Origin of the sequence: Streptomyces tamarix (assembly GCF_032423885.1) — a bacterium.
Lineage (GTDB): Bacteria > Actinomycetota > Actinomycetes > Streptomycetales > Streptomycetaceae > Streptomyces > Streptomyces tamarix.
Genome location: NZ_JAWCTQ010000016.1, coordinates 1 through 15254 on the forward strand (window position 1 = coordinate 1; position 15254 = coordinate 15254).

Below are 15254 nucleotides of genomic sequence, written 5' to 3' on the forward strand. Positions count from 1 at the left end.
TACACTGTATGGACGAGTGTGGATACACTAGTGTCAAGATATGTAGGGTATTACTCAATATTTACTAATCGGACATTCTCTCAATGGTACTCATCACAGAAGAAACATTGGGAATTGCACAAAGATGACCCTACTGATATTGATATTTTGGTAGGAAACTTGGAGACAATGTATGAGAGTGGAATGCCTCTCAAAGATTGTAACTTAATTGACCACTATGTAACTGACATGTTTATGCAACGTTATTAAAATCAGGAAAGAGGAAAGCAACATGACACTAAATATTGTAAGGTTAAGTGCAGGGCAATGGAAGACAATGGAGCTTTCGGAAAAGGACTACAAAAAGACTCCCAAGCAATTCAGGTTTAGCCGAGTTGATGGTTATTTCGACCATGTAGACAAAGATTTAGAGAATAGCTTTATGAATAATGAAGGGTATGTGTTCTCTCGTACCCTAAGTGTGGAGGAATTAAAGTCTGGGTATCTTCATGCTCACATTCAATTTTATCAGCTGAGGGTCAATGAAGCCAATTCAGATAAGCAGTACTTCGAAGAGTTATTAGAGAAGTTAGAATAAAGGGTTGACAAGCCCGTACATAAGTGATACAATAAGTACATACATTAGGAAAGAGGAAATAACATGACTACATTAGTACAATTCGACCAAGTAAAGACAAACAACCTGATTCAGGTTAATCGTCTTAAGGGCACATCATACGCTGTAATGGACTTTGAATACGGGGATGACTTCCACATCACAAACTTTAGTATTGTCATCTACTCTAAGAATGGTAAGGTGCTAAAGCGGTTTAATGAATGGGCTTTAGATGGTAGGCAGAGCAAAGCTGCACAAGAGACTACACTTCATAAGACAGGCAAATGGTTAACTCCAAACAGCAAAGGTTACACAGAAGTACTATTCAAGTTCAATAACTTTATCTTAGAAAATGGTATTGGAACCCGCATCCCCTTAATGGGTTGGGGTGTTAGCCGAGATGTTACCTCATATGCTACTGTAATGGCAAACTTTATGTATTCTAAAGCACCATTAAAGGAATCTGATGTTATGAAAATCCCTCTATATGACTTACAAGAAATGCTAAGTAGTGATTTATATGTAACTCCTTTGAGCCTAGAGGTAGCATGTGGATTCTTCAATCTGGAATATCCAGGAGAGCATGTAGGAGCTACTGATGTAGAAGCAATTAGCAAGGTCTACTGGCGACTACAAGAGTTCCTTATTAGCACAGGTCGGACACAGAAGTATGACCTGTACCAATTTTCTGACGAAGAATAATTAGTTTCGTTCCACACTGGGACATTTTGGTACAATAAATTACAAATGCCTTTATATAGGCGTTCTGTAAAATAGGTAAAATGGTTGCTAGGAGGTATACCAATTATGAAACACATGCAAGATACGCCTTTATGGGTGACAACAATTAAATACTGGATTCCAGTGTTGGCAGTCTTCTTAGGAGTTGCTGTCTTTATGACCCTTACAACTCATGGAGATACTGTGAAGCACTCAAAGACTACTAATGTACAGAACATTAAACTTGCTAGTAGCTCTTCAAGTTCAGATAAGCAAGAGTTGCCTCCTTTGGAGACTTCGGTAGAGAACTACATTCGTACTTTCTCTTCAGGGGATGTACGTGCCCTTCGGTACACGTATACAGCAAATGGTAACTCTTTGAACATTACATATACAGATGCTTTGACTACGATTGACCCTGAGGAGCGCCTAAACATTATTGGTAACTTCTTTACTTCTCTAAAGGGACATCCCCACGGAACAGAGATTAAGCTCACTGTATATGTAGATGGTACGGATTCGCCAGTAGCATATATGGACTTTAACAAATATGAAGATTATGTCACAGGACAGAAAGTAGGTTGGTAATGGAAATTAAGAGTCGTTATGTAGATGTACATGTTAAGACACTTAAGAAAGCTAAGAAGTTATCGAAACACTTAGGTAAATCTGGATTCTTCAGGATTAAAGATGAATATTTAGAAGATGTTGATTACAGTGTTCCACACTATTTCAGTGTATGGCGAGATGGAGATGTATTTCTTATGATTGCCCATAGGGATGATGAACCTTCTCTAAAGTACAAGCAAGCGCTAAAGTTGCACAGAGATAGCTTAAATGATATTATGCATGTGGAGGAATAAAGCAATGAAAAGTAATTACGTTGATGTACGTATCAAGACACGTGAAAAAGCAGATAAGTTATTAAAGCACCTAGAAAGTGTTGGCTTTAAGACAGAAGTGGAAGACTATGAATTAGAGGAAGCTTTTGAAGAGAGTAAGAATGTATACCTGACTATCTGGTCAAAAGATGGTACCAGTGATGTCACTATTGAACTGAATCATATTAACGAGGAGCCAACTATGAAATATAGACAAGCACGTAGTTTAATTACTGTTCCAGATGCATTCTGTTATGGGGATGATTAAAATGACAAAGAATGAAGCGAAGTATAAAGCACGAATGTTATCATATAGTGACGAAGACGGATTTGAAACGGTTTATCTATCAGACGTTCTGAAAATTATTGATGAAATACAAGAAAATGTGGAGACAGATGATGACAAAGAATGAAGCTACTATTGCACAAATCAATGATTCATTAAAACGTGCAGGTAATGAGAGTTACGTTGAAATTGAAGATGGTTATATCAATATTGTGGACTACTATGGAGATAGGCATGGTGTTTCTGGTAGCCTATTCAAGACCATGATGCAGTTCTTTGGCTATAAGACTACCAAGGAGCTCTTAGAAGCAGATACAAATATACGTGATGCAATTGTACTATCAAGAAAGGTATTGTAAAGTACTATGGATGAAGAAGAAATCAATAAGCAGTTAGATACACTACAAGAGGGTCAACTAAAGGTATTAGACAGTATGAGCCGTGAGGAACTTGTAAAAGCTCTCCTAGATATGCAACGTGAAAACACTAAGATGGTCATTCAATACACGGAAGAGATTCATACACTCTTAGGATTATTAGGCAAAAAATAGGATAGGATACAGGATAGGATAGGTCGGCAAATATTTGACTTAGGATGCACTTTGTTTTTAGATAGGTTTCTACTGGAAATAGGTTAGGTTACATAGTAGCTTTCTGGGTTCTGGTTAGGACATCCCCGACTGTAGATACTGATACATCCCTTTGGGATAACAATATAATAATAAGATAAAAGTAAACCCACGATAACTAGGTATATGCTAGGAAGCATATTATAGTAGCTGTCTGGGTTTTTAGTTTGCTCTTAATGCAGATACACTAAGGATAGATACAAAGCCTTATAGGAGCTTCTAGGGCTATATAGGACAATAGGATACATAGTAGCTTTCTGGGTTCGCTTCGGGGATGAGCCAAGTCCACAATAAAAGCTACCACATAGGATAAGACAGTTCCTACATAGTAGCTATTCAGGTTCAGATGTATTCAATTAGGGGATGCTAAGTATTGCATAGTAGCTATTCAGGTTTACATAGTAGCTTTCTGGGTATAGTAGCTCTCCATAGTAGCTTTCTGGGTTCGCTTCGGGGAAATGAGGACAAGCCCAAAGGGCTATGCCCCTCCTGCTTATCCCTGGATTGCCGCCAAGATTCGTTCATACATATAAATGTATTCGGGGATGTTGTAGCTTTCGTATGAGTCAGCTCCGGCTTCCTTAATAAACTTAGCGAACATGTTAAGTTCACTGATTCCGATTTCATCAATTTCAGTATCTGTTTTAAACCATGCTACAACTGTAATTGATTCAGGACTTAAAATGTCGCTTGCTTCCCATCCTAGCTGCTCCGCTACGGTTACACCCTTGACAGATTGGATAGCCTTTGAGATGGTTGCTTCCATCCCGTCAGTGCTTAGTACCTTGTTTGTGAGTGTTGCTTGTTCGTTGCCTAGTTCCTTAATTGTAGTCATCTTTGTGACCTCCTCTAATTGATACATTCATTGTACCATGTGCAAAAATAAAATGCAAGCACTTTATAAAACTTTTTTTGCTTCCTTTATATACGCATGTACGCACGCACACGTATAGCACACATTTTAATTATTGTCAATAGGTTTTATATAATCTTTATATTTGATTTAGTTGTTGACATTCTAAAAATAGCGTGGTACAATTGTCTTATCGATTAGGAAGGGAGCACAAGCAGTCGAAAAAGAATTTTAAAAAAGCTGTTGACAACTAAAAACAACAATGGTAAAATTGTATCATACCAATAAGGAAAGAGGAAAAAACATGACCGATTCAAAATATAGCACATTCAAGAGTTTCACAAGCAGAAGCAAAATGAAAGATAATTATTTCTATGATTTCGATGGTACTAATTTATCACGTGAAGAGATTGTTAAAAAAGTCGTTCGATTCACTCCCACTTATGACGGGGATGGAAATGTTAATTTAACGGGTATCGCATTCTCAGTCATAGCAACTTCACATGGTATATATGGAGTTAACGGGGCAATTGTGAAAGCAGTTAACAAGAATGATTTAAGCGCTGTTGCAGTGTTCGCAATTCTGAAGCGTAACACAACGCTGCTAGAATTTGTATAGCATAAGGGGATTTCATCCCCGTACATAGCCCCTAGAGGGCAATAAATGAAAGAGGGTATATAGAATGAGAAGTATAAAAGGTGATAACATGAAAATGTGGAAGGCTTACAGGGTTTACATTAACGGGCGCTTGATGGTTGAAGGATTAGCACCAACCACATTACAAGATGGAACTAACACAAGATTCCAACGATTAAGTGGGATTATCAAAGCACCTAACATATATGGTACGCTATCACACGTAAGCAAGGAAAACAGCAAGTTATCATTATACATGGTACAATAGTATAAGGGGATTTCATCCCCGTACATAGCCCCTAGGGGCAATTAAAATGAAAGAGGTATGATATATGTATGATTTGATTGATTTGAACAATAACAAACGGGTGGCAACCTATGCGAACATTGAGGAAGCACAAACATTTCGGGGGCTAGTTGCCTTTGAGTGGTCGGAGAAGTACCACACCACAGAGAAGCAAGCACTTAATAGATTGAAGCTAGTACCAACTGGATATGAAGAGATTGGGGGCGCTTATGAATTCGATTGATAATCTGATAGCCTTGCTTTATTCTCTAGGTGTAACGGATGTTAACGATGAAAGCATTGCACTACTTACACATGAAAACTTTTATGATGAAGCACAAGAACGAACTTTCTTCAATAACAGTGTTATGCAAACCATCAATACACTTACAGGGCTGCAACTTGATTCGATTGTGATTGAGGACAACTTTATAACCATTGTATTCAAGGATGGAAAAGTTATGCATAAGAATGTGGAGAACTTGAGGAGTAAAAAGTCAAAAGAATTTTAAAAAAGTTGTTGACAACTAAAAACAACAATGATACAATTGTATCAAGGTTAAAGGAGGAGCACAAATGAAAGTATTAAAACGGTTGTTCTGGTTGGTTGTGATTGGCTTACTGATTGTATGGTTTAGAGATTGGGCAATGATACACCCGATTCGGGCGGTTAGCCTTGTAGTGATTGGATTCATAGCAACCCAAACATTTGGAAAAAAGTTTTATAAAAGTTGTTGACAACGATTTGAAAGCGTGGTACAATTGTATCATACCAATAAGGAAAGAGGAAAAAACATGAGTGTAACAAAAAGTAAGTATAGTGTATCAAAGGCAACCAAGGGTAACAAAGTTTACTACCTATCATCAAGAGATGAAGCAAATGGAACGGATATTCGATTAGATATGAAAGGGTATACAGTGGAAGCACTTTAATCTAAGGGCTATAAAGCCCGTACATAGCCCCTAGGGGCAATAAAAAATGAAAGAGGTATATAGGATTATGGCATATTTACAAGTGATGGGAACATTTAAACAACGTGGGGATGAAAGTGTTAAGAACATCCCCAGTATTGCAGAATTTGCACAAAACCATTTTTTGACTAGTATCATTAGGGTTGGAAGTGCTGGAACTGATTGGATTAGTGTTGTGACTTACACTGATAAAGACAATAACACCCGTCAGCAAATGGTAAAGCATGGAACATATGAACTTATGGACTTTACAAGCGATTGGGATTACAACGCTTACAAGAATATGGATAATCAAGTAAGACAATATTTGGGCGCTTATTCAAACGCTTATAAAGTTGGTTCTGGATTCGATAATTACAAGGATTAACACAAGGGGATTTCATCCCCGTACATAGCCCCTAGAGGGCAATAAATGAAAGAGGTGTATAGAATGAAAGTAATGGTTACTAATACATATCATGAGACAAGTGAAATAATTGAGGCGGATTCCATAGCGGAAGCAAAAGCAAGCACTGAAGCGGGGTTACAAGTAACAGCGGATAACCTAGCACCTAATGAGATTGAACCTGATTGGAGGGAGTACTATACAAGCTATGAAGGGGCTTTACAAGCAACCTATGAGAGTATACTTTCACAATTAAAAAGTGAATTTGTTTATAAAGTTGTTGACACTACAAACGATTAGTGTTACAATTAACTTATCAAATAAAGAAAGAGGAAACAACATGAAAATCGATTACATTTATAACCTTTACACACAAAAGGTAAAGCAGTATCTAGATGAGGGGATGACCCTTGCACGTAGTAACGTTTCAATTGGTGGATTGGAAGCACATACCAAGCTAACGGATGGTAAAGCGTTTTATTCTGTACGGATTGAGAATGAATATTTGAACTCAATTACTAGCAATGAGTTTGGAGAGTTTAACAACCGTATCACACTTAAGGTTATCAGATTCACATCCCCTAGTGAAGACTTTGAAGACAACGGGGAAGTATTAGACACGCAAGACTTTTACTACCTAGGCAACCTATTGTATACCACTATGGAAGCCCTACAGCTTAATAAGCAGATTCGGGCAAAACGTATGGAGAGATACGAGGCACAAACAGGGGCAATATATGCCACTACCTTCACAACTGGAGCACTTGATTTGCGTGGATTCAAACGAGGAGAGAATACCATTAAAACATGGATTACTAACACGGGATTGAAGCGCCGTAAAGTCTCAAATTCAAACACAAGAAAAAGTATGACCATCTAACATAAGGGCTATAAAGCCCGTACATAGCCCCTAGGGGCAATTAAAATGAAAGAGGACTAATACAATGACCACAGCAGAAAACACCATCAAGGCGCTTATACAAGCCCTAGACAAGCACACAACGAACTACAACCTAACAGAGGACACTGAAGGTATTTACACGCTTGAGGCTACCTATTCAGAACGGGGCTATTCAGTTGGGACTTTGAAGTTTAAGCTAGAGGATTCTAGAATTATAGAGTTAGATGACGATGAGGAGCCCACCGGATACACGTATAACGTTGATGGATTCGTAGCTTACATATTCAGCTAAAGGAGCATAAGACAATGAGTAAGACAATTACAGTACCATTAACCATGATGGAACAACTAGCACACATGATAACGAAGCCCCTACAATTCGGGGATGATATGACTATTAAGCCCCTTGATGGTGGATTCATTATCATTGATACATACGGGGGATATGAGACCACTGTTAAGCAGTTTGAAGGGGCTTATAGGGTTAGTAATAATGATAGCGCCGGCGCTTATGAATGGAGTAGTGAGGGATTCATTCAAGTGTATCAGGAGGAGGGAGACAACTTCTACAATTTCATTTTCACACTGTAACATAACTGTAATGTCACTGTAGTTTATAGGTGCTATAATAGAATTATCAAATGAAAGAGGTACGAAAGAATGAACACATTAGTTGAAGCAACAAAGAGAGCACTAGATGGAGAAGCCTACGACCTAGCAAGCACAAAGAAGTTTGTTGATAAGGTAGATAGTGATATGTATGTGGATGATATGACACTACCAGAGTTTAACTACTTCACACGGCTTATCGATACTAAAGAAGTGTACACTGTAGCACAGTATAAGTATATTGTTGATAAGGCTATCACGCTAGCAACATTGTAACATAACTGTAACTTGACAAATTGCAACGGAAGTGATACGCTCCCCCGTTGTTTTTGGCTATACCTGGGGGTGTCTGTCCCTGGCGCACCTACTCCCTATCCAGGGACATTTTACACAGCAAAATCTGGAGCAAAATAAATACACATCTTGGAAATGGAACTACCCTACTCTACCTACCCCTACCCCGTTGTTTATAAATGACTAAAAAATGCCCATACAAAAATATGAGCAAACTACCTAAAATATTACATAAAAATTTTTATAATAAAGCCCTTAGGTCATTAAACGCCTAGGGGCTTTTCATTTTCTTGATAGTATATTTAATTCCCCATCAATATAAATATAACCAAGATTGCGAGGGTTAGGTGATAAGAAAATGTTTAGAGTTTCATGCTCTAGAGTAATTAACCCTATTGGAGTATCTTTCTTAACCTGACCGCCTGATATGGAACTATCACCCCAATGCCAATATAACATACCATCATCTGCTTCGATGAAATCACCATAGTCCTTTACGGGCTTATAGCTAATCTCTTGTGGTTCATCTGTAACAGTCTGTAACTTTTCACCTCCTATGAAGAGGTCTAACTGTTTACCTACTTTATACACCATTGTTATTAGCCTACCTTTTCAATACTCCACGCAGGGTTGTCCCACATCTTAATTTCTTCAAGTGGTGCTGTGAAAGCCCCAGATTTGAAGTTAGTCCAGTCTGGTGTGCCTGAATCATTTATCTTCATGTAAACGGTATCATTAGCTAAGTCAACTCGCCATAGTCGATACAGGGGCTCTTTAACCTTAAACTCAACAGAATCATCTCCACCTAAGTAGCGTAGGAGTGCACTAGCGAATTCTTTAGATAAACGGATAGCTAGAGGTGAAAAGTATCCGTCTGAATTGAGAGCTAAATAATCAATTGGGAACGACTTGCTTTTTAATTCCTTAATTAAACTTAACTGTTCTTCTGTTACATAATATGTTTTCATTTTTCCTGCTCCTGTTTGTTGTAACATGAACGCATCATACTCCACTAAATAGTCTTTCTTATTCAGGTAGTCACAGGTGTAGTCAGACCAAAAGGAAATACACTCATCATCATTTATATTTAGACCAAGGTGCCTACCATCCATAGTTATAAACTTTCCTTCATCGTATTCATCAGCTTTACCAGAAGCCCAATGATATCCTTGGTTAAACCAAATATTTAACACTGACTTCCACTGTTCTAAAGTTGTGACATGTACAATTAATTTCATGGTATTTAAACCTCCTCAATTTCCCAATCAGGCGTTGCCCACTTTTTGATTTCATTAAGAGGCAACTCCATAGCAGCTAGTTGGTTTTTAGTGGCTGGTGATGTCACACCATAATTATTTGTAAAGTAGACCTTGCATCCCCAACCATCAACCCCAACTAGGTGATAAAGCTTCTCTTTTACCTTAAAGATAACAGAATCATCCCCACCAAGGTAACGTAAAAGTGCTTTATCTTTATCTTCATTCAGTTTATTAACAAAATTAGTAAGCTTATTAGCGTTATATAGAATTGAGTCGAATGGGTAATCTTTTTGGTAAATTCTATCAATCAGGTCAAACTGTTCTTGTGTTACATAGTATACTTCCATTACTATTCTCCTTATTATTCTGGTGCATCAGTATAGCTATAGATAAACCTTAAACTATCTGGATTATCTAATTCTGATATGAGGTTCTTATAAGTACCATGGTCATAATACATAAAGGCAAAAGACCTTTCATCTAACAGCTCTACTGTCTTATAGTCACTAATAGGTTCATAGCCTACTTTAATTGAAGTTGTGCCTAAAATATAGGGTTTCATCTCTGAGAAATCACTAGGTGTACTTGATTTAGCATAGATAACTCTAAATATGTCTGAAACAGATTCTTTGTTTTCCATGTCCTTAAGTAGTATATCTGACAGTAGTTTAATAACTGAATCCCTACTTTGCTTTAAGGCAATAATCGGATACATTGAGGATAGTTGCGGTAAGCCGATACTTACTGTTAAAGAAACTCCTAATCTCTTTTCTATGTTATCTACAGCTTGTTTTGCAAAGTAATTCGCTGTCTTTTTAGCTGATTCTCCGTAGATTGAGCGCCCTTCTAAATTATATGTCATTATCTTTATCCTTTCCTACTAAACAATCTTCGTAGTTTTGAACGAGCTGTATTCTTTACTTGTGAATGAGTTAAGCCTTGGGTTTGTGAGTAAAAATTATACTTATTCTTTTCTTCTTCTTGAATGTACCCTGAATCTGTTTTACGACCATCGATGTATGATACTAAAGTTTGCATTTCGGACACATATTCCCCATCTCGATAGTCATATTTAGAGTAGGTAGAGTTCACTAGATGAATAGTAAGCCCTTCTGCATGAATAGAAAACTTGTAACCATTTGCTGTTTCGAAACCAATAAAAGCTTTATACCCATAACCAATCCATAAGTGTACCGAGGTGATATGAGGTATTGTAAGTGTGGCTTTAGAAGACTCATCGTAGTTTGTTAGTTTAGTGTGCTGACCTTTATCATTTAACAGACCAAAATCCATGATAGAATCTCTATAATTATTCTGTTCATTGATAAATTCTTTAATAGTGCCATCTATTTTTAACTCTAAAACATTATAGGTCATACCTATCTATCCTTTCTGATGTTTCATGTTGTTCTGACTCTGGAATGGCGATACCCGCCATCATAGAGATAACAAGGCTATAATCACGTAAATAATCTGTGGTATGACCTAAGTATTTCTTTTGTAGCTTCTCTTTTTTATACTGAGGTAATGATGAATATTTACCAGTCATTTTAGTATAATTAGCAGCATCCTTATAGTTAGTATTAGCCCAATATGGAATCCCGTAGTACTCTGTATACATATTACCAGAATTTAGCTTCCTAGTCAAGTAGTTACTACGATAAAATTTACGATATAATAGCCAATTTTCTTTGTAGTCCGGTGACTTAAAGTAGGGTCTATCACCCTCGAACAACCTTTCTAGAAATACGCCGATGGGCACTATCGGAGATACAATCCAGTAAAAAGCTCTACCCATATATTTTAGAGGTTTAACCGTGTCGATTGCATATGAATAATAGTACTTTTGAGAGTCTTTTACGAGATACATTGTGATTGATGTGATGCCTCTACTACCATGATACGTAGCTATTTTAGTAACATTATCCTGTTTTTCATATTCTTTCATGGATTTATATTTAGCCATTGATACTCCTTTCTGCGTGTCATAGATTAATCGTAAGAGTTCCGCTTGTGCTTTTATTCACCATTATTAATCAAAGTAATCATCAGGAACAAATCCCTCAGATAGTTTGCTAACTTTTTGTTTTTGTCCTAAAGGCATAGGGATTGAGTAACCTCTAGTGCTAAATGTATACTCCATCCACTCCCAATGTTCCATAGCTTCTAAGACATCATATTTATCCTTGTAACCATATGCCTTCATAATAGCACGCCAGCGCTTGTTATGACTCCGCTCTAGGATTAAGTTCTTCCAATACTCTTCTCCTTGGTCATACTCATCTAAGCGTTCTATATCCCATTTCCTAACTTGCTTAAAGGCATGTCGCTTCTTCATCTTTCGCTCTGGAAATGGGCTTCCTAATTGACCATCTGTATACTTCATAAACATCTCCTATTCTAAATGTAGTGTTGCAATATGCTCACCAGAGCTAGACTTTGAGAACTTAACATCATAGCCTAATGCTGATAACTCAGCCCTATGCCTAAAGATAAAATTATAAAAATCAAGGAATACTGGACTATATTCACCAACGTCAAATGTCTTAAAGCCTAATTCCTGTGATGATTCTATGCTAGTCGCTAGTTCTTTTTCAATCTCATCGTCTGTTCGGTTAACTGACTTTTTTAATGGTTTAATGTACTTCATGTGTCATATCTCCTACTAGGGATTCAGAATCCTCTAGACTGTCGATAAAATTCTGAGAATTTTGAATCGTAACAGATGTATCATAAGGGTCAATCATGTCAATATCGTTCTTAATCTTACGAATCATTCTCTTAGCAGTCTTAATATCATCTGCTACTTTATTAAGGCGAATATCCTCTTTATAATCAGCCCATTCATACTCACTCTTAAACCCTTGAAGCTCATAGTTGAAGTTTTTAGCATGCATTGGTTTTGTCTTTCTATAATGGAAGGAGATATTACCCCCTATAATATCTGTTGCAGATACTGTTATAACTGTCTTGCCTACCTTTACAACTTTACCTGTATGGTAACTCTCAGTATAACCTGAAATATAGCTAAGAGTATATTTAACGATGAATATACTATCGCCCTCTTTGAATGTTGAATTATCTAGTTTAAACGTCATAAGAATCCTCCTTAACGATTCTTTATATAGATTACTAAGCTATATGGTGCTTTTTTAATTTGCTCTTTGATATCTTCTTCTGAGATAGCTTTCATCTCTTTTTGATTGATGTAGGGTGCTAATTCACTAACCTCATCCCTAGTATAATAGTCAAATGAAGTGTCATAATTATCTTCTAACCAGTCATAAATACCAAGATATTCGTGTATACCACTATACTTTCCAAGTGTTAGCTGTGGTCTATCCTTAACAAAGAAAGCATATTTAGTACCATCTGATATATCTTCTGAGTGGTCTACCCTGTCTCTGGGAACCATTGTTGCAGTGATGTTGTATCCATCAGACCTATCAGAACGATTTATGATAATTTTTTCAACGTCATTAAGATACTTTTTATTTAGAATCGTTTCTGATTTTTCTAGATACTTTTTAGGTACAGTTGGCTTATTTAGTGCATCATAACCAGGTACAGAGAAATAACCTGTAACAACAGTAGGGTTATCGTCTAAAATCATCACAGGATTCTCTGGAGTTCCCTTAGGATAAGTTTCGTACTCACTATGGACAGGATGTCCTAAAACTGTTTCAAACGAGTAAGGGTCAACTGAGTAGTTATCAGGGAAATCTCTACCATTTTTATAATCGGATACATTATTAACCACACCTGTTAGCGCATTGTAGGTAATCCATCTACGTTTACCTAAATCATTATTATAAAAATATTTTGTCATAGACCTTCTTCTTTCATAAATTCCTCTACGTTTACTTGAGAATTGTTGCCATTACTTGCATAGGTAACTTTCTCAGCATATTTAACGAGTAGCCTTTTAACATTATCCCTATCATAATAATTACCCACAGGAATTGTACGTGCTGGTAACTTGCTGACTTTACCATTGACCACCCTATATCCGTTTAATTCCATTACTGGATAAATACCTAAATTTGTCATAGCTCACCTTTCTTATATTCTGACAACATTTTAAATTCTCGATATGCAACTAAGAATGAAATACTGCTTAGTATAAACAAGGAAAATATAATTATTCCTCCAGTACTAAACAATAGGTAGAACATTAATAGGAAGAACATAATTGAGTAGTAGAAATAGATTTTTGCATACTGAGACCAAGCTAAGAATACCTTATAATGTCGTTTGTCTATTTCTGACTGATTTGATTCATTTATATATTCTAATTTTGTCAGATACTTATGAAGGGAGTATCTATAAAACCACCATTTAACAATGGAACCTATTAGCATTCCAGAGAAAAACCCCATAACCGCTGAAATTAGCATAGATATAATTAATTTCATACTATTCCACTTCCTTATAATTATTCGCATAAAATTTTAGAGCATTTAAAATTTCAGCATCTGGTAAAATTCCCGAGTAAGTATCATAGTATCTATTAAGGTAAATTGTTAGAATGGGAGTGTTTTCTACTTGAATTAGTGTGGCGAGTGTAGCTGACCCTGTTAGGTAAACAAGTTGCCTCTTTACCTTTGTAACAAGCTCTAAACGGTCAATATCTTGTTCTGATTCAATTTGTCTCATTAGATTTCTCCTTATACTTTAGCGCAATTTTGTCTAATAATTCGTAAGTAAACTTGATATCTTCAGGAAGTCCTTCGTAATCCTTAATGTCATCCAAGGTTGTCATTCCTTTGTATTCATTAAGATACCCTTCCTCGCCATTGGGTAAAGTCCATAATTCAATCACAAACCCATTATTCAGATACCAAAGGTCTCTAAAACGACTATCATTTTCAAACTTTTCCTCAAGACCATCTAATGACTTAGCTCTTAGTACTTTCATATTAATCCATGTTGAGTCACCCTCACCGAGCACGATATATTTCGCTTTGTTACGAGTTTCTGCAAATACAACCTGGATTTCACTATCAGTTCCAAAATAATCACTAGGGAATTCTACAGTCCATGCTTTTTTACTTTTCATACATGTCACCCTTTCAGTATATAATTATCTGATAATGAACATTCAAAAACGTATTCGTTTTCTTCTACAATACTGCTTACAATGCCATTATCCAATAAAAATGTTAAGTAATCATTGTAGTGAACTCCAGACTTCTTATAGACTAATACTTCTGGGATATCATCTCTTCCTTTATACCCTTTGGCTAAGATATGTTTAATATTAAGGAGAGATATTGTACCATTACATACTGACAGAAAAATATACAATGTCCCATTAATAGCTCTATAGTTGAACTTATAATACTCATGTTTTCCATTCAGAGTAATCGCAACATCGTCACCAGACTTTAAAACATCCAACTCTTCTTGTTGTTCTAAATAACCCTTCATATACTTATCATTGTTAGGGTATCTACGTTTAGTTTTATTGGCTGAATCTGCATATCCTAAATTCTCATAGTCTAACATTAATAGTTCTCCTTTACTTGATAGGTATATCATATCACATACAAAATAAAAAAGCAACCCTTAAGGGCTACTTATTTATCTTCAAATAATAATCATTACCTACTCTCAGCACTTTCTTGCCTTGTATTTCTTGTTCATGGTTTGTTCCATTAATAGAAACGACTTTTTCACCAAAAGCATACGTTTTATATCTAACCCAATATGTGTAGGGCTCATCAGGTACTTTTTCAAACCTAGTTACTTGCTTACCAAATATTACGGTTCCAAACACGAAAATAACCAAAGTTTGTATAAAAGCAATAATAACTAAATCTCCTAAATAGCTAAAACTTCTACTAATAGGCGTTCTATCTCTGTTAATTTCATTTTCTCGCTCAGCTTTTACAGCAACAAAAATCATTATAATACTAGTTACAATTAAAACAGTCCATGTAATCAT

At 36.3% G+C, this 15254-nt stretch carries 33 protein-coding genes; 17 read left to right on the forward strand and 16 right to left on the reverse strand.

From position 1 onward, the window contains the following. Window positions 1-271: 271 nt before the first annotated feature. The 8 genes from RND61_RS14630 to RND61_RS14665 all read left to right on the forward strand — a co-directional run bounded on the left by RND61_RS14630 (window position 272) and on the right by RND61_RS14665 (window position 3033). On the forward strand, window positions 272-577 hold the full coding sequence (locus RND61_RS14630; RefSeq protein WP_315878372.1) for a hypothetical protein: 306 nt from the start codon (window positions 272-274) through the stop codon (window positions 575-577). A 63-nt stretch (window positions 578-640) separates the two neighbouring features. After that, window positions 641-1297: a hypothetical protein gene (locus RND61_RS14635; protein ID WP_315878373.1), complete on the forward strand. Its 657-nt coding sequence runs from the start codon at window positions 641-643 to the stop codon at window positions 1295-1297. Between the two features lie 105 nt (window positions 1298-1402). Beyond that, entirely contained in the window at window positions 1403-1903 is a 501-nt protein-coding gene (locus RND61_RS14640; protein WP_315878374.1) for a hypothetical protein, read from the forward strand. Continuing rightward, window positions 1903-2178 carry a hypothetical protein gene (locus RND61_RS14645; protein ID WP_315878375.1) on the forward strand — a complete coding sequence of 92 codons (276 nt, stop codon included), beginning with the start codon at window positions 1903-1905 and terminating at the stop codon, window positions 2176-2178. The genes RND61_RS14640 and RND61_RS14645 overlap by 1 nt, the downstream gene beginning before the upstream one ends. A 4-nt stretch (window positions 2179-2182) precedes the next feature. After that, a complete protein-coding gene (locus RND61_RS14650) occupies window positions 2183-2464 on the forward strand; it encodes a hypothetical protein (protein ID WP_315878376.1) in 282 nt (93 codons plus the stop codon). Window position 2465: 1 nt separating this feature from the next. After that, window positions 2466-2609: a hypothetical protein gene (locus RND61_RS14655; RefSeq protein WP_315878377.1), complete on the forward strand. Its 144-nt coding sequence runs from the start codon at window positions 2466-2468 to the stop codon at window positions 2607-2609. Further along, a complete protein-coding gene (locus RND61_RS14660; RefSeq protein ID WP_315878378.1) occupies window positions 2596-2841 on the forward strand; it encodes a hypothetical protein in 246 nt (81 codons plus the stop codon). The genes RND61_RS14655 and RND61_RS14660 overlap by 14 nt, the downstream gene beginning before the upstream one ends. Window positions 2842-2847: 6 nt before the next feature. After that, entirely contained in the window at window positions 2848-3033 is a 186-nt protein-coding gene (locus RND61_RS14665; RefSeq protein ID WP_315878379.1) for a hypothetical protein, read from the forward strand. A gap of 571 nt (window positions 3034-3604) precedes the next feature. On the opposite strand, the gene RND61_RS14670 is transcribed toward RND61_RS14665, so the two are convergent. Then, a complete protein-coding gene (locus RND61_RS14670; RefSeq protein WP_315878380.1) occupies window positions 3605-3946 on the reverse strand; it encodes a hypothetical protein in 342 nt (113 codons plus the stop codon). Between the two features lie 322 nt (window positions 3947-4268). Between RND61_RS14670 and RND61_RS14675 the strand changes: the two genes are divergently transcribed. The 9 genes from RND61_RS14675 to RND61_RS14715 all read left to right on the forward strand — a co-directional run bounded on the left by RND61_RS14675 (window position 4269) and on the right by RND61_RS14715 (window position 8030). Next, a complete protein-coding gene (locus tag RND61_RS14675; RefSeq protein ID WP_315878381.1) occupies window positions 4269-4583 on the forward strand; it encodes a hypothetical protein in 315 nt (104 codons plus the stop codon). A 350-nt stretch (window positions 4584-4933) separates the two neighbouring features. Beyond that, window positions 4934-5131: a hypothetical protein gene (locus tag RND61_RS14680; protein ID WP_315878382.1), complete on the forward strand. Its 198-nt coding sequence runs from the start codon at window positions 4934-4936 to the stop codon at window positions 5129-5131. Beyond that, window positions 5097-5399, forward strand: coding sequence for a hypothetical protein (locus tag RND61_RS14685; protein WP_315878383.1), 303 nt, complete (start codon window positions 5097-5099; stop codon window positions 5397-5399). Before RND61_RS14680 ends, RND61_RS14685 begins: the two co-directional genes overlap by 35 nt. A 467-nt stretch (window positions 5400-5866) precedes the next feature. Then, complete coding sequence (locus RND61_RS14690; RefSeq protein ID WP_315878384.1) at window positions 5867-6226, forward strand: hypothetical protein; 360 nt, start codon at window positions 5867-5869, stop codon at window positions 6224-6226. Between the two features lie 45 nt (window positions 6227-6271). Next, the gene (locus RND61_RS14695; RefSeq protein WP_315878385.1) at window positions 6272-6544 is read left to right on the forward strand and encodes a hypothetical protein; all 273 of its coding nucleotides are present in this window, start codon (window positions 6272-6274) and stop codon (window positions 6542-6544) included. Between the two features lie 40 nt (window positions 6545-6584). Next, entirely contained in the window at window positions 6585-7124 is a 540-nt protein-coding gene (locus tag RND61_RS14700; protein ID WP_315878386.1) for a hypothetical protein, read from the forward strand. A gap of 64 nt (window positions 7125-7188) precedes the next feature. Continuing rightward, complete coding sequence (locus RND61_RS14705; protein WP_315878387.1) at window positions 7189-7437, forward strand: hypothetical protein; 249 nt, start codon at window positions 7189-7191, stop codon at window positions 7435-7437. Window positions 7438-7451: 14 nt separating this feature from the next. Then, window positions 7452-7736, forward strand: a complete 285-nt coding sequence (locus tag RND61_RS14710; protein ID WP_315878388.1) for a hypothetical protein — start codon at window positions 7452-7454, stop codon at window positions 7734-7736. A gap of 69 nt (window positions 7737-7805) precedes the next feature. Continuing rightward, window positions 7806-8030 (forward strand): hypothetical protein, encoded by a 225-nt coding sequence (locus RND61_RS14715; protein ID WP_315878389.1) that lies wholly within the window; start codon window positions 7806-7808, stop codon window positions 8028-8030. A gap of 300 nt (window positions 8031-8330) precedes the next feature. Here RND61_RS14715 and RND61_RS14720 read toward each other — a convergent pair whose 3' ends face one another. The 15 genes from RND61_RS14720 to RND61_RS14790 all read right to left on the reverse strand — a co-directional run bounded on the left by RND61_RS14720 (window position 8331) and on the right by RND61_RS14790 (window position 15254). Continuing rightward, window positions 8331-8642, reverse strand: coding sequence for a hypothetical protein (locus RND61_RS14720; protein ID WP_315878390.1), 312 nt, complete (start codon window positions 8640-8642; stop codon window positions 8331-8333). A 5-nt stretch (window positions 8643-8647) separates the two neighbouring features. Then, entirely contained in the window at window positions 8648-9286 is a 639-nt protein-coding gene (locus tag RND61_RS14725; RefSeq protein WP_315878391.1) for a hypothetical protein, read from the reverse strand. A gap of 5 nt (window positions 9287-9291) precedes the next feature. Beyond that, entirely contained in the window at window positions 9292-9654 is a 363-nt protein-coding gene (locus RND61_RS14730; protein ID WP_315878392.1) for a hypothetical protein, read from the reverse strand. Window positions 9655-9668: 14 nt separating this feature from the next. Further along, window positions 9669-10169: a hypothetical protein gene (locus RND61_RS14735; protein WP_315878393.1), complete on the reverse strand. Its 501-nt coding sequence runs from the start codon at window positions 10167-10169 to the stop codon at window positions 9669-9671. A gap of 5 nt (window positions 10170-10174) precedes the next feature. After that, a complete protein-coding gene (locus RND61_RS14740; protein ID WP_315878394.1) occupies window positions 10175-10684 on the reverse strand; it encodes a hypothetical protein in 510 nt (169 codons plus the stop codon). After that, entirely contained in the window at window positions 10674-11273 is a 600-nt protein-coding gene (locus RND61_RS14745) for a hypothetical protein (protein ID WP_315878395.1), read from the reverse strand. Before RND61_RS14745 ends, RND61_RS14740 begins: the two co-directional genes overlap by 11 nt. A gap of 66 nt (window positions 11274-11339) precedes the next feature. Then, window positions 11340-11693: a hypothetical protein gene (locus RND61_RS14750; RefSeq protein WP_315878396.1), complete on the reverse strand. Its 354-nt coding sequence runs from the start codon at window positions 11691-11693 to the stop codon at window positions 11340-11342. Between the two features lie 9 nt (window positions 11694-11702). Continuing rightward, window positions 11703-11957 (reverse strand): hypothetical protein, encoded by a 255-nt coding sequence (locus RND61_RS14755; protein ID WP_315878397.1) that lies wholly within the window; start codon window positions 11955-11957, stop codon window positions 11703-11705. After that, the gene (locus tag RND61_RS14760) at window positions 11944-12405 is read right to left on the reverse strand and encodes a hypothetical protein (protein WP_315878398.1); all 462 of its coding nucleotides are present in this window, start codon (window positions 12403-12405) and stop codon (window positions 11944-11946) included. Before RND61_RS14760 ends, RND61_RS14755 begins: the two co-directional genes overlap by 14 nt. A gap of 11 nt (window positions 12406-12416) precedes the next feature. After that, window positions 12417-13136 (reverse strand): hypothetical protein, encoded by a 720-nt coding sequence (locus RND61_RS14765; protein WP_315878399.1) that lies wholly within the window; start codon window positions 13134-13136, stop codon window positions 12417-12419. After that, the gene (locus tag RND61_RS14770; RefSeq protein WP_315878400.1) at window positions 13133-13357 is read right to left on the reverse strand and encodes a hypothetical protein; all 225 of its coding nucleotides are present in this window, start codon (window positions 13355-13357) and stop codon (window positions 13133-13135) included. Before RND61_RS14770 ends, RND61_RS14765 begins: the two co-directional genes overlap by 4 nt. A gap of 366 nt (window positions 13358-13723) precedes the next feature. Further along, window positions 13724-13963: a hypothetical protein gene (locus tag RND61_RS14775; protein ID WP_315878401.1), complete on the reverse strand. Its 240-nt coding sequence runs from the start codon at window positions 13961-13963 to the stop codon at window positions 13724-13726. After that, window positions 13950-14366 carry a hypothetical protein gene (locus tag RND61_RS14780; protein ID WP_315878402.1) on the reverse strand — a complete coding sequence of 139 codons (417 nt, stop codon included), beginning with the start codon at window positions 14364-14366 and terminating at the stop codon, window positions 13950-13952. Before RND61_RS14780 ends, RND61_RS14775 begins: the two co-directional genes overlap by 14 nt. 5 nt (window positions 14367-14371) lie before the next feature. After that, window positions 14372-14815, reverse strand: a complete 444-nt coding sequence (locus RND61_RS14785; RefSeq protein WP_315878403.1) for a hypothetical protein — start codon at window positions 14813-14815, stop codon at window positions 14372-14374. Window positions 14816-14882: 67 nt separating this feature from the next. Then, window positions 14883-15254, reverse strand: coding sequence for a hypothetical protein (locus tag RND61_RS14790; RefSeq protein WP_315878404.1), 372 nt, complete (start codon window positions 15252-15254; stop codon window positions 14883-14885).

What these genes read in the sequence shown, in the direction of transcription:
- RND61_RS14645 (WP_315878375.1), top strand. Translation starts at nt 1,903, where the DNA reads ATGGAAATTAAGAGTCGTTATGTAGATGTACATGTTAAGACACTTAAG.
- RND61_RS14670 (WP_315878380.1), bottom strand. Translation starts at nt 3,946, where the DNA reads ATGACTACAATTAAGGAACTAGGCAACGAACAAGCAACACTCACAAAC.
- RND61_RS14785 (WP_315878403.1), bottom strand. Translation starts at nt 14,815, where the DNA reads ATGTTAGACTATGAGAATTTAGGATATGCAGATTCAGCCAATAAAACT.
- RND61_RS14755 (WP_315878397.1), bottom strand. Translation starts at nt 11,957, where the DNA reads ATGAAGTACATTAAACCATTAAAAAAGTCAGTTAACCGAACAGACGAT.
- RND61_RS14725 (WP_315878391.1), bottom strand. Translation starts at nt 9,286, where the DNA reads ATGAAATTAATTGTACATGTCACAACTTTAGAACAGTGGAAGTCAGTG.
- RND61_RS14640 (WP_315878374.1), top strand. Translation starts at nt 1,403, where the DNA reads ATGAAACACATGCAAGATACGCCTTTATGGGTGACAACAATTAAATAC.
- RND61_RS14655 (WP_315878377.1), top strand. Translation starts at nt 2,466, where the DNA reads ATGACAAAGAATGAAGCGAAGTATAAAGCACGAATGTTATCATATAGT.
- RND61_RS14775 (WP_315878401.1), bottom strand. Translation starts at nt 13,963, where the DNA reads ATGAGACAAATTGAATCAGAACAAGATATTGACCGTTTAGAGCTTGTT.
- RND61_RS14760 (WP_315878398.1), bottom strand. Translation starts at nt 12,405, where the DNA reads ATGACGTTTAAACTAGATAATTCAACATTCAAAGAGGGCGATAGTATA.
- RND61_RS14660 (WP_315878378.1), top strand. Translation starts at nt 2,596, where the DNA reads ATGACAAAGAATGAAGCTACTATTGCACAAATCAATGATTCATTAAAA.
- RND61_RS14770 (WP_315878400.1), bottom strand. Translation starts at nt 13,357, where the DNA reads ATGACAAATTTAGGTATTTATCCAGTAATGGAATTAAACGGATATAGG.
- RND61_RS14730 (WP_315878392.1), bottom strand. Translation starts at nt 9,654, where the DNA reads ATGGAAGTATACTATGTAACACAAGAACAGTTTGACCTGATTGATAGA.
- RND61_RS14630 (WP_315878372.1), top strand. Translation starts at nt 272, where the DNA reads ATGACACTAAATATTGTAAGGTTAAGTGCAGGGCAATGGAAGACAATG.
- RND61_RS14690 (WP_315878384.1), top strand. Translation starts at nt 5,867, where the DNA reads ATGAAAGAGGTATATAGGATTATGGCATATTTACAAGTGATGGGAACA.
- RND61_RS14705 (WP_315878387.1), top strand. Translation starts at nt 7,189, where the DNA reads ATGACCACAGCAGAAAACACCATCAAGGCGCTTATACAAGCCCTAGAC.
- RND61_RS14720 (WP_315878390.1), bottom strand. Translation starts at nt 8,642, where the DNA reads ATGGTGTATAAAGTAGGTAAACAGTTAGACCTCTTCATAGGAGGTGAA.
- RND61_RS14700 (WP_315878386.1), top strand. Translation starts at nt 6,585, where the DNA reads ATGAAAATCGATTACATTTATAACCTTTACACACAAAAGGTAAAGCAG.
- RND61_RS14740 (WP_315878394.1), bottom strand. Translation starts at nt 10,684, where the DNA reads ATGACCTATAATGTTTTAGAGTTAAAAATAGATGGCACTATTAAAGAA.
- RND61_RS14695 (WP_315878385.1), top strand. Translation starts at nt 6,272, where the DNA reads ATGAAAGAGGTGTATAGAATGAAAGTAATGGTTACTAATACATATCAT.
- RND61_RS14635 (WP_315878373.1), top strand. Translation starts at nt 641, where the DNA reads ATGACTACATTAGTACAATTCGACCAAGTAAAGACAAACAACCTGATT.
- RND61_RS14715 (WP_315878389.1), top strand. Translation starts at nt 7,806, where the DNA reads ATGAACACATTAGTTGAAGCAACAAAGAGAGCACTAGATGGAGAAGCC.
- RND61_RS14650 (WP_315878376.1), top strand. Translation starts at nt 2,183, where the DNA reads ATGAAAAGTAATTACGTTGATGTACGTATCAAGACACGTGAAAAAGCA.
- RND61_RS14745 (WP_315878395.1), bottom strand. Translation starts at nt 11,273, where the DNA reads ATGGCTAAATATAAATCCATGAAAGAATATGAAAAACAGGATAATGTT.
- RND61_RS14780 (WP_315878402.1), bottom strand. Translation starts at nt 14,366, where the DNA reads ATGAAAAGTAAAAAAGCATGGACTGTAGAATTCCCTAGTGATTATTTT.
- RND61_RS14675 (WP_315878381.1), top strand. Translation starts at nt 4,269, where the DNA reads ATGACCGATTCAAAATATAGCACATTCAAGAGTTTCACAAGCAGAAGC.
- RND61_RS14735 (WP_315878393.1), bottom strand. Translation starts at nt 10,169, where the DNA reads ATGACATATAATTTAGAAGGGCGCTCAATCTACGGAGAATCAGCTAAA.
- RND61_RS14680 (WP_315878382.1), top strand. Translation starts at nt 4,934, where the DNA reads ATGTATGATTTGATTGATTTGAACAATAACAAACGGGTGGCAACCTAT.
- RND61_RS14750 (WP_315878396.1), bottom strand. Translation starts at nt 11,693, where the DNA reads ATGAAGTATACAGATGGTCAATTAGGAAGCCCATTTCCAGAGCGAAAG.
- RND61_RS14765 (WP_315878399.1), bottom strand. Translation starts at nt 13,136, where the DNA reads ATGACAAAATATTTTTATAATAATGATTTAGGTAAACGTAGATGGATT.
- RND61_RS14685 (WP_315878383.1), top strand. Translation starts at nt 5,097, where the DNA reads ATGAAGAGATTGGGGGCGCTTATGAATTCGATTGATAATCTGATAGCC.
- RND61_RS14790 (WP_315878404.1), bottom strand. Translation starts at nt 15,254, where the DNA reads ATGATTACATGGACTGTTTTAATTGTAACTAGTATTATAATGATTTTT.
- RND61_RS14710 (WP_315878388.1), top strand. Translation starts at nt 7,452, where the DNA reads ATGAGTAAGACAATTACAGTACCATTAACCATGATGGAACAACTAGCA.
- RND61_RS14665 (WP_315878379.1), top strand. Translation starts at nt 2,848, where the DNA reads ATGGATGAAGAAGAAATCAATAAGCAGTTAGATACACTACAAGAGGGT.